Annotated in this window: 4 protein-coding genes; 3 read left to right on the forward strand and 1 reads right to left on the reverse strand. The window is 34.5% G+C overall.

Annotation, left to right across the window (positions count from 1 at the left end; all coding sequences use genetic code 11):
- Positions 1–9: 9 nt before the first annotated feature.
- The 3 genes from GQR98_RS00090 (at position 10) to GQR98_RS00100 (ending at position 11,232) form a co-directional block, all read left to right on the forward strand.
- Complete coding sequence (locus tag GQR98_RS00090; protein ID WP_159017715.1) at positions 10–1,029, forward strand: UDP-glucose--hexose-1-phosphate uridylyltransferase; 1,020 nt, start codon at positions 10–12, stop codon at positions 1,027–1,029.
- A gap of 562 nt (positions 1,030–1,591) precedes the next feature.
- The gene (locus GQR98_RS00095; protein ID WP_159017716.1) at positions 1,592–4,261 is read left to right on the forward strand and encodes a LamG-like jellyroll fold domain-containing protein; all 2,670 of its coding nucleotides are present in this window, start codon (positions 1,592–1,594) and stop codon (positions 4,259–4,261) included.
- Positions 4,262–4,443: 182 nt separating this feature from the next.
- Positions 4,444–11,232 carry a LamG-like jellyroll fold domain-containing protein gene (locus tag GQR98_RS00100; RefSeq protein ID WP_159017717.1) on the forward strand — a complete coding sequence of 2,263 codons (6,789 nt, stop codon included), beginning with the start codon at positions 4,444–4,446 and terminating at the stop codon, positions 11,230–11,232.
- 91 nt (positions 11,233–11,323) lie between these two features.
- Here the strand turns inward: GQR98_RS00100 and hisS are convergent, their stop codons facing one another.
- The gene (hisS, locus tag GQR98_RS00105) at positions 11,324–12,694 is read right to left on the reverse strand and encodes a histidine--tRNA ligase (RefSeq protein ID WP_159017718.1); all 1,371 of its coding nucleotides are present in this window, start codon (positions 12,692–12,694) and stop codon (positions 11,324–11,326) included.
- Positions 12,695–12,790 lie beyond the last annotated feature (96 nt).

The following is a 12,790-nucleotide window of genomic DNA, read 5'->3' on the forward strand; positions in this document are numbered from 1 at the left end:
GACATTATAATGACTACCGATTTACAAGATTTTTCGCATAAACGCTATAATATATTAACCGGTGAATGGGTTTTAGTTTCTCCACACCGTGCAAAACGCCCTTGGCAAGGACAAAACGAAACTGTAAACAATGAAGTACGCCCATCTTATGATGAAAGCTGTTATTTGTGTGCTGGAAATGCTAGAATAAGCGGAGAGAAAAACCCGAATTATGAGGATGTTTTTATTTTTACCAACGATTTTGGAGCCTTACAAACCGACTCTAAAGTTTTTAAAGTTGAAGATGGTTTATTAAAAGCGCAAAGCGAACAAGGTATTTGTAAAGTGATTTGTTTTAGCCCAGACCACTCCAAAAGTTTAGCAGACATGACACCTAGCGAAATTGAAAAAGTCATTTTTGCTTGGCAACGTGAATACAATGAACTTGCTGAAAACGATTTAATAAATTACGTTCAAATTTTTGAAAACAAAGGAGCTGTAATGGGCTGCAGTAACCCACATCCGCATGGTCAAATATGGAGTCAAACCACATTACCAAACGAAGTTGACAAAAAAAACACGCAACAATTAAACTACTTTAACAAAAACAAAAGCAGTCTTTTAGGCGATTATTTAGCTCAAGAACTAGAAAAGCAAGAACGTATTATTTTTGAAAACGATGCTTTTGTTGTACTAATTCCGTTTTGGGCTGTTTGGCCGTTTGAAGCTATGATTGCTCCTAAAAAGCAACAAAGAAACATATCTGAATTATCAAGAAATGAAACTTTACTATATGCTGAAGCTATTTCGGTAATAACTAAAGCTTACGATAAGCTATTTAATACATCATTTCCATATTCTAGTGGTATTCACCAATCTCCTACAGACGGAGCAGCTAACGATCATTGGCATTGGCACATGAGTTTCTATCCACCATTATTACGTAGCGCAACGGTTAAGAAATTTATGGTTGGTTATGAAATGTTTGGCTCACCTCAACGTGATATTACCGCAGAGAGTGCCGTTAAAATGCTTCGCGATTTGCTTTAAATCATTAAAACATTTTCAGAAAAAAAGCCTTTACAATTTTGATTGTAAAGGCTTTTTTATACCTTAAAGTTAAAATATATTAACAGTTTTCTTCAAATTTAATCTACTTTATTCTACTCTTCATTTAAGCAGTTATTCAATATATCAAATTGATATTATTACAAAAAACAGCAATTATATGTAAAAATTTCATCGTTTATATTTTTGTTATCTACATGAAATCAAGCTCAAAACGACTCATAAACGAGTATTTTTTCCTTACAAAAATGTATTTCAACGATTAATTAATGTATTTCAACGTTTTAATTAGAATGTTTTATATGTTTGCAGTAGGAAATAAAACACGAACTAAAAACCGATATAAAAATGGTCTTAAAAAGAATCATTGGGTGACATAGCAAAAACTATTTTTTTACAATTCCCAAATTTCAATTAACCCAAAAGATATTTCATCAAAAATAACAGAAGAAGCAAAATAGAAATAACCTATAAGAAGTTCCCCCTAACTTCTTTCAAAATTCTCCCTAAGGATTTATAGCGTTAACTAAAACCTCACCTACTTATGAGCACTACATACAAATATAGCTGGCTTAAAAAATTCACATTAACCCTAATCGTAATTTATAGTTTTACGATATCTTTAAATTTAAGTGCATATAACTTAATTGCAAAAGTTTCGGAGACTAGTAAAATAGCTTTATTAGAAACAAGCCTTACTGTTGGAGATTCTTCTATAAACGTAAACGGAAAGTATGAACTTTATTTTGATGGTTTGGATGATTATGCCGAAGAGCCTTACGTTATCGACTCTTGGGAAGAAGTATCAATTATGGCATGGATTAAACTTGATAGCTTATCTCAAGATGTCCAAATTATTGCTGGTCAGCGAGCTTTTTACCTTCAACTTAATGCTAATAAAAGTATTAGTGCTTTTGCAAATTCAAAAACATTAACTAGTAAAACACTATTAAACACAAATCAATGGTATCAGGTTACAGTAACGCACAAGCCAAACGATTTTAAGCTATATATTAATGGTGAAGCAGAAGCTACAAGATCAACTGCATCTGGAAACATACAACACGATACATCAAACTTTACAATTGGTAAATACCCAAGTAATAGCAGTAACTACTTTAATGGCTCTATAGATGAGTTTCGTTTATTTAATAAAGCTCTTTCTAGTAATGAACTCCGCAAAATAATCTACCAAGAAATTGAAGATAATAATGGTATAGTAAAAGGGAGTGTTTTACCTAAAAACATCACTCATTTTAATGAAGAAACCAACACATCAACTGCTTTACCTTGGGAAAACTTAAAAAGGTACTACCGTATGGATGTTATTGAAAATAATGTACTATTTGATTCTGCTAACTTAATAATTGACAATGCAATACATGCACAAATTCATAATATTGAAACCATTAACGAGCAATCGGCACCAATGCCATTTGTTACTACACAATCGGGATCTTTAGAAAATGCTTTAAATAATATTGAAAAAGGTATAGATGGATCGGACGCTGTAAAATACAATTGGTCTATAGTAAACATTAAACACAACGATGTATATTATTCTAATACTCAAAAACATTTGGGATTAATTGTAGACTATGCAGATGCAGATTTAAACCCAATTACATATGTAGTTAGAAACGATTCTGAATTAAACGTGAGCTGGTATTTAAACCTAAACGGAACCATTGATTTAAGAGGGAAATCTCAATTAATACAAGGTTTAGAAAGTACACTTGCCAATACAAGCCAAGGTAAAATAACACAAAACAGAAATCTTGAGGGCGACATATACACCTACAATTATTGGTCTTCTCCTGTGGGTCAAACTAATAATTTAACAAACAACAATAATTATAAATTAGCCGATGTTATTAAAAACATTAACTTTTTAAGATCGGGTTACAACGGAACAGAAACAGCAGTTGCAGATTACTGGATTTGGAAATATTGCAACTTAATGAACAATAACAATACTCCCATTTGGCAACATGTAAGAAGTACAGGAACTTTAAAACCTGGTGAAGGTTTCACCATGAAAGGCACTGGAACTAGTAGTGAAAAAATTAAGCAAGACTATCTAATTGAAGGTAAACCAAATAATGGAGATGTAAACATACCAGTTTATGCCGGAAACGAATATTTAGTTGGTAACCCATACCCATCTCCTATTGATGCTCAACAATTTATTTTGGACAATAGCGAAGAGCATTCCGGAGTTACAACAGGTGTTATTTATTACAAAGAACATTATAGTGGCGGTACGCATAGCCTTGGTGATTTTCAAGGAGGCTACGCAACATACTCACTTGCTGGCAGTGTTCCTGCTGTTTGGCAAGGTGAAACGGCTCCATTAATAACAGGAAATGGTTTAAGTTTAGAAGCCTCAAGACAATATATTCCAGTTGGTCAGGCATTTTTTATGGTGGCAAAAACTTCTGGTGATATTAAATTTAATAACGGACAACGTGCCTTTCATGTCGATAACAACGTCGCTGCCAAATCATCCCATACTAAAATAGCGGCGGAAGATGACAACAGACCAAAGCTTAGATTAAGTTTCAATTCTGTAAATCAAATACATAGACAGCTACTAGTAACTGCCGATGAGCATGCTACCTCTGGTTACGATTCAGGATTTGATGCTCAAGATATTGATCAATTATCCGATGATATGTATTGGTTAATTAATAATGAAAAATTCAGTATTCAAGGTATTGATATTATAGATGAAACTACTAAAATTCCTTTAGGTATTCATACAAAAACCAATGGAGCGAATACAATTAGTATTGATGAATTAGAACATTTTCCAGAGAACTTAAATATCTACCTCTACGATAAAGAATTAAATATTAGTCATAATTTAAAAGAAAGCGATTATACTATTTATTTAGCAGCAGGTTCTTATTTAAATAGATTTGAAATTACCTTTTTCGAGCAAGTAACTTTAGCTAATACAGAATTTGAAAATGATAAAATCGATATGTACTTTTCAAATTCAGAAAATAGCATCGTAATTAACAACCCGTCTTCTATTTATATCGAATCAATTCAAATGTATAATTTGGTTGGTCAATCGGTTTTCAATCTTGAAACTAAAGCAAGTAAAAGTAATTTCTCACATAGGGTAGAGAAAACACATCCAGGCGTATATATTTTGAAAATAAAAACAAGTCATGGTGTCTTAAGTAAAGAAGTATTAAAAAAATAAATAACTCCCTCATTTAAAAACTATTACACTTAAAATAGTTTTCTATAAAACTAAAAAACCCAAAATAAACCCCCATAAAAACACATTTATCTAGATAAACAGATTTGTTTACAGGAATTTATTTCCATAATATTGACGCTCCCTCCCTCTAGTCTCTCAAGAATTATGATAATAGCGTCTTAATGAAACAACCAGATCTGATTAAATCTCGAAGGTTTTTTATGCCTTCTTTTTTAGAAAAACTGTCTTCAAAAAACAATAAATACAATCCATTGTTTTTAATAAAATCTTTATCTCAGTTTGCTAAGAACCATTCAAATTTTTTTCTAAAATCACTACAACTAAAAAAAGCTTCACCAATGTTGCTTTTATTTTGTTGCTTTTATTCTGCTGTCGCTTTTTCTCAAGTGCCTGCTAATAATGATTTAATAGATGCCACAACTGTTACGCATAGTTCAAGTTGGTGTTCTGCAAATGGCGCTTACACTACACTTAATGCAACAGCCGACGGCCCGAAAGGAATAGCATGGGCAAATGGGCCAAACTTTAACGTCTGGTTTAAATTTCAGGCTACAGCAGCGCAAGTCAATGTTAAATTAACGCCTGACGGTATGCGCTATCCTTATTTAGCGCTATGGGATATTAACCAAGTAGAAATTCAAAGTAAAAATTATATTGACGCTAGTAGTTCAATAAATGCACAATCCAACAGTTTAACTATTGGCGATTGGTACTATGTATCGGTAGACAACCACAGCTCAAACAGCCATCGAGGTGCTTTTAGCTTATGTATTGAAGATAAGGTTGATTTCGATTTTAAGGAAGGTGCCGTTGAAGTACCACATACTGCAAACTGGTGCTCTGCTGATGCAGAATACACAACAAGTAACGGCTATCCCGATGGCCCTAAAGGTTCTGCATGGTCTAGTGATCCAAACGCTAATGTATGGTTTAAATTTAAAGCCACAACTACGCAAATTAATGCCGAAGTAAAGCATGGCGGTACATTTGGTAGTGCGCGCTACCCCTTATTAGCACTTTGGGATGCATCTGGTACAGAAGTTACAAGTAAGAATTTCAATTACACAGGAAGTTCCATTAGGATACAATCTAAAAACTTAACTACTGGAAATTGGTACTATATATCGGTAGATAATTACAGCTCTCCTGCCTACCGTGGCAGCTTTATCTTTTGCGTTGACGATAAGGTAAATTTTGATTTTAAAGAAGGCGCTATTGAAGTGCCACATACAGCAAATTGGTGCTCTGCTGATGCAGAATACACAACAGTTGATGGGTCTCCCGATGGAGTTAAAGGTTCCGCTTGGGCTAGTGACCCCAACGCTAATGTTTGGTTTAAGTTTAAAGCCACAACTACACAAGTAAATGCTGAAGTAAAGCATGGCGGAGTATTAGGCGATGGTCGTTATCCGTTATTAGCACTTTGGGATGCATCTGGAACTGAAATTAATAGTATAAATTTCAACTATACAGCAAACTCTATTAATGTACAATCTAACAATTTAACTATTGGAGATTGGTATTACATATCGGCAGACAACTATAATTCTACTAGTTACCGTGGTAGCTTTACCTTATGTGTAGATGATAAAGTGAATTTTAATTATAAAGAAGGAGCTCTAGAAATACCGCATACCGCAAACTGGTGTTCTGCAGATGCAGAATATACTACAGTTTACGGATCTCCCGATCAGGTTAAAGGTTCTGCTTGGTCTAGTGATCCAAACGCTAATGTCTGGTTTAAATTTAAAGCCACAACTACGCAAATTAATGCTGAAGTAAAGCATGGCGGTACATTTGGTAGTGCGCGCTATCCCTTATTAGCACTTTGGGATGCATCTGGAACTGAAGTTAATAGTACAAATTTCAACTATTCAGCAGACTACGTTAATGTTCAATCTAGCAATTTAACTATTGGAGATTGGTACTACATATCGGCAGATAATTACAATTCTACCGCCTATCGTGGCAGTTTTACTTTATGTGTTGACGATAAGGTTAATTTCGATTATAAAGAAGGTGCTATTGAAGTGCCACATACTGCGGATTGGTGCTCTGCTGATGCTGAATACTCAACAATACACGCATCTCCCGATGGCACGAAAGGTTCTGCATGGGCTAACGGACCAAACTTTAACGTATGGTTTAAGTTTAAAGCTACCTCTACACAAGTAAATGCTGAAGTAAAAAAGGACGGTACCTTTGGAGACATGCGCTATTCTTACGTAGCACTTTGGGAAGAAGATGGTACTGAAATTACAAGTAAAAATTACAATAATGCGCTTAACACCAGAAATGTTCAATCTAACAATTTAACTATTGGAAATTGGTATTATATATCTGTCGATAATCACAGCTCTACAAGTTATAGCGGCACCTTTACTTTATGTGTAGATGATGAAGTAGATTTCGATTATAAAGAAGGTGCTATTGAAGTTCCACACACCACAAGTTGGTGCTCTGGCGATGATGAATATAATACCTACAACGCCTCTCCCGATGGTACAAAAGGTTCTAGTTGGTATGATGGACCTAATTACAATGTATGGTTTAAATTTCAAGCTACGGCAGCACAAGTAAACGCTCAAGTAAAAATAGGAGACCCGTCTAAAAATATTCGTTATGCTTCTATGGCACTTTGGGATCAATCAGGAAATGAAGTTAAAAGTGCTAGTTATTACAGCGTTGATAGCTCAATTAATGTACAAACCAATAATTTAACCATTGGAGACTGGTATTATATTTCTGTAGACCATAGAAATAGCATCTATTATATGGGTGACTTCACGTTGTGTATTGAAGATAAAGTAGGTTACGATTATAAAGAAGGCGCTATTGAAGTCCCTCACACAACCTCTTGGTGTTCCGAAGATGAAGAATATACAACATTCAATGCCTCTCCCGATGAAGCCAAAGGAAGCAATTGGTACGATGGACCTAATTACAATGTTTGGTTTAAATTTCAGGCCACAGCTGCCCAAATAAATGCACATCTTAAAATAGGCGGAACATACGGAGATATAGCTTACCCTTTTATTGCTATTTGGGATAATGCCGGAACAGAAATTAAAAGCACTAATTATTACAGCAGTTACAGTTCTATTAAAGTACAATCAAACAATTTAATTGTTGGAGATTGGTATTATATATCGGTAGATCATCGAGACAATATTAATTATCGTGGTACATTTAGTTTATGTATCGAAGATAAAGTCGATTTCGATTATAAAGAAGGAGCTGTTGAAGTTCCTCATACCGACTCTTGGTGTTCTGGAGATGCAGATTACTCTACAGTTCATGCTTCAGCCGACAGTGATAGAGGTAGCACATGGTTTGATGGCCCTAACTATAACGTTTGGTTTAAGTTTCAAGCTACTTCAACACAATTAAGAGCAGACGTGAAAATTGGTGGCGCTTATGGCGACGTAGATTTCCCTTTTATTGCTCTTTGGGATGCTACTGAAACCGAAATTAAAAGCACGAATTACTATAACAATGAATCTATTAACCTACAAACCAATAATTTAATTATTGGAGACTGGTATTACATATCAGTAGATCATAGAAATAGTATTTATTACCGTGGTACTTTTACTTTATGTATTGAAAACAAAGTAGGTTATGATTATAAAGAAGGTGCATTAGAAGTACCGCATACCGCAAATTGGTGTTCCGGAGATGCTGAGTATTCTACAATTCATGCAACAGCAGATCGAGATAAAGGTAGTGCTTGGTTCGATGGCCCGAATTACAACGTCTGGTTTAAATTTCAAGCCACAACAACACAACTAAAAGCCGATTTAAAAATTGGTGGTGTATATGGCAATATGGATTACCCCTATATAGCACTTTGGGATGTTGCAGGAACAGAAATTAAAAGTGAGAATTACTTTAATAGTACCGACTCTATCAATCTACAATCCAACAGTTTAACTATTGGAGATTGGTATTATATATCAGTAGATCATAGAAACGCAGCCTATTACCGTGGTGCATTTAGTTTATGTATTGAAAATACAATAGATTATGATTATTATGAAGCCGCTATAGATATCACTTCATTAATAAACTCTTGTTCTGCAGATGCCATTTACACAACACGAGGAGCTTCTCCAGATCTAAATAGCGGAACAGCTTGGAATAATAGTGGGCCTAAATACAACCGATGGTTCAAATTTATCGCTCCTCCAGTTTCAGGTCAATTTAATATTCTAATTGATAGAGGTGACGAAAAAGGTACACAGAGAGGAACTCAAGTGGCCTTATGGAAAGATGGAGGAACTATAGAAGTCAACAGTGCTAGATATTCATCTTCAAATGATGATGTTACATTATCTGCTACTAATTTAATACCAGGAGACACCTATTATATCTCGGTAGACACATACTCAAGTAATAGCTATACCGGTACATTCACAATCTGTTTAGAAAATACATTTATAGATTTTAATGGTACGGATTATTATGTAGACTTTGGCAGAAACCATAATTTTACGAGTCAATTTTCATTAGAATCTTGGGTACTTCAAAAAACAAATTCAGGAACAGCTGCTATAATTTCAAAAGGAGAAACCCAAACAGGTAATCTTAGAGGATATCATTTAACTATAAAAAATGGTTACCCTAATCTATCTTGGTACGATAATTCAGGAAATGCTATTTTAGATCTCTCTTCACCTTTCAAAATTACCGAGAATACTTGGCACCATGTGGCAACATCATTTAACGGAAGCATAGCATCACTATACCTCGATGGTGTTTTAGTTGCAAGCCAAAGTACAAGTAGACCTTTAAGTAATAATCAATCTTTTTTAATCGGAGCGAGTTATGATAGCAGTTCGGCTTCTTCAGTAAAAAATAATTTCAATGGTTTTATAGATGAAGTTCGTGTATGGAATGTCGGCTTAACACAACAGCAGATTCAAGATATGATGAATCAGGAAATAGCTCAATCTGGAACTGTTGTAAACGGTAAAATTACGAATCAAGATGTTCATTCTGGTTTACGCTGGTCTAATTTAAGAGGATATTATCCTATGACAGATAACACCGCCACCGACCATTCAAACTATAATATAGATGGTACATCAAAAAACAATACCACTACCATTCAAGCACAAACCGCACCATTACCATATAAATCTACAACAAACGGAAATTGGGAAAATGCAACAATATGGTTAAATAACGATGTACAATACGCGCCAAACACAGATATGTATGGTACGCACATAAATTGGAACATAGCAGAAATTAATCATAATATAAATAATACCACGGGACATAGTGTTTCTGCTTTAATAATAGATAGTCCTGGGACATTAACAGTAAAAGCTTCCGATAGTTTAAGTGTTTCTAGATATTTAAAATTAAATGGTGAGCTTACTTTAGAAGGAGACTCTCAACTTATACAAGGTGCAGACAGCGAACTAGATGTTACGAGTTCGGGGACTTTATTAAAAAACCAACAAGGAAGCGCTGATACCTTCACTTATAATTATTGGTCATCTCCAGTTGGCCCTCAAAACATAACTTCAAACAATAACAGCTATAAATTACCAGAAATTTTTGATGGTGTTACCTTTTTAACATCAGGTTACAATGGATCTGTATCTCCTTTAGGTATTTCTACAGCTTGGATTTGGAAATTCAACAATAGAACAAGCGATGATTATTCGGAATGGCAACATGTAGGAAACACAGGTTCTCTTCTGCCTGGCGAAGGCTTTTCTATGAAAGGCCCAGGGTCTGGAATACCATCAGAATTGCAAAACTACCTATTAAAAGGAAAACCTAATAATGGGGATATTAACTTAACCATTAACGCTGGTAACGAATATTTAGTTGGTAACCCTTACCCGTCTGCAATAGACGCCAAAGCCTTTATATTAGATAATGGTACCACTATCGCTGGGCCAGGATCTACAACTGGAACACTTTATTTCTGGGAACATTGGGGAGGAAATTCGCATAATTATAGTAGCTATCAAGGCGGTTACGCTTCGTATTCGCTATCAGGCGGTGTACCAGCAGCATCAAAAGCTTCAAGTAATCCGGATGTTGATCAAGGGGGCGTATCCACAAAAACACCAGGTAGATACATACCTGTTGCTCAAGGATTTTTTGTCGCTGCAGAAGCAACAGGAACTATAAAATTTAATAATGCACAACGTGTATTTCAAACTGAAGATGGTACCAATTCTGTTTTCCTTAAATCTACTAATAGTAAAAACACAAATACTTCTCCAAACAATCATGACGATTTACGAGAGAAATTAAGAATTGGGTTTTACTCAACAAACAAGATTAAAAGACAACTGTTAACTACCGTAGACCCAAGTGCATCTATTGGTTATGATTGGGGTTATGACGGACCAAACATCGACTATCAAATTGATGATATGTATTGGTTAATTGATGATAACACCTACGTTATACAAGGTATAGATGAAATTACAGAAACAACCGTTTTACCATTAGGTATTCACTTAAAAAACGAAGGTGTAAATATTATTTCTATCGACGAGATAGAGAATGAAGTAACGCCGTATGATATCTATCTTCATGATAAAGAGTTAAACCTTTATCACAATTTAAGAGAAAGCAATTATTATGTAACCTTAATAGCGGGTAAATATCTAGATCGTTTTGAAATCACCTTCACAAACAGTTCGGAAACATTAGGCACAACAGCTTTAGAGTTGGTAAACCGACCTGTATTAGTTTCTTTTTCTAACGATAATGAAAGTGTTGTTATTAGCAATCCAAATGCACTTTACATAAAGTCTACAGAAATTTTTAATATGTTAGGTCAGTCTGTTTATAGTTTTGACACTAAATCTAATGAAACATCTATAATTCAAGCTACTGAAAATATTAGTACAGGCTCTTATATTATAAAACTAAACACAGATAATGGTATTGTTACCAACAAGGTGTTAATAGAATAGATAAACGCTCAGCATAATATTTATATAAAAAAAGCGCCCTGAAATTAAATTTCAGGGCGCTTTTTTTAGTAATGTACTTTATATTTTATGCTTACTTTATTTGTTTTATCAAATCAGGTAGCGATACATTTAGTTGTTCACCCGATACCATATTTTTTAAAGTATAAGTATCCGATTCCATTTCGTTATCACCAACTAAAACTACAAAAGGAATAGCACGTTTATTAGCGTGATTCATTTGTTTTTTCATTTTAGCAGCATCAGGGTAAAGTTCTGCGTTAATATCATTTTCACGTAACACCTTAATAGCTTTTAAACTGAATAAAGCCTCTTTATCTCCAAAGTTGATAAATAACACTTCAATGTTTTTTGATACCGTTTCAGGAAATAAATCAAGTTCTTCTAAAACTAAATAAATACGATCTAAACCAAAACTAATACCAACACCACTCACATCTTTCATACCGAAAATGCCAGTTAAATCGTCGTAACGACCACCGCCACCAACAGAACCCATGCTCACCGTTTTTGGTGCAGCAACTTCAAAAATAGCACCAGTGTAATAATTTAAACCTCTGGCTAAAGTAACATCAAGTTGCAATGCTGCCGTTTTCAAACCTAATTCTGAAATAGCTTCGTTAATAAAAGCCAATTCTTCAATACCTTTTTTCCCTTCTTCGGAAGTATCTAAAATAGATTTTAAACTTTCAATTTGAGATTCAAAATCGCCAGAAAGTGTAAATAACGGTTGAAGTTTTGTAATGCCTTCTTCTGAAATTCCTTTAGAACGCATTTCTTCTTTTACCTTCTCCTCTCCTATTTTATCAAGCTTATCTAAAGCCACCGTGAAATCGATTAATTTATCGCTAGCCCCAATAACTTCTGCAATACCTGAAAGTATTTTTCGGTTATTAATTTTTATAGTAACACCTTCTAGTTTTAATGCTGAAAAAACAGTGTCGTAAAGCTGAATAAACTCTACTTCTTGCCAAAGTGATTTAGATCCAACGACATCGGCATCACATTGAAAAAACTCTCTAAAACGACCTTTTTGTGGTCTATCTGCACGCCAAACCGGCTGTATTTGATAACGCTTAAAAGGAAATTCTATCTCGTTTTGATGTTGTACCACATATCTAGCAAAAGGCACGGTTAAATCGTATCGAAGTGCTTTTTCTGAAATACTCGGAGTTAATTTGGTCGAGTCTTTTTCAGAGTAAGCTTTCTCATTAGCTTTGTTTAAATAATCACCTGAATTCAAAATTTTAAAAATCAAACGATCACCTTCTTCTCCGTATTTTCCCATTAAGGTATCGGAGTTTTCAAAGCTTGGAGTTTCTATAGGTTGAAATCCGAAGGTTTGAAAAGCGCCACGAATACAATTAAAAATATAGTTTCGTTTTGCGACTTGTTCTGGGTTAAAATCTCTAGTTCCTTTTGGAATACTTGGTTTTTGAGCCATATATATGCCTGCAGATGCAGGTATCTTTTTAATAATTACTAAATGCTACGCTCCGCATCTCACAATCACCAATGTAATTGTATGATGTGGAATGAC

This window comes from Algibacter sp. L3A6, from assembly GCF_009796825.1.
GTDB lineage: Bacteria > Bacteroidota > Bacteroidia > Flavobacteriales > Flavobacteriaceae > Algibacter.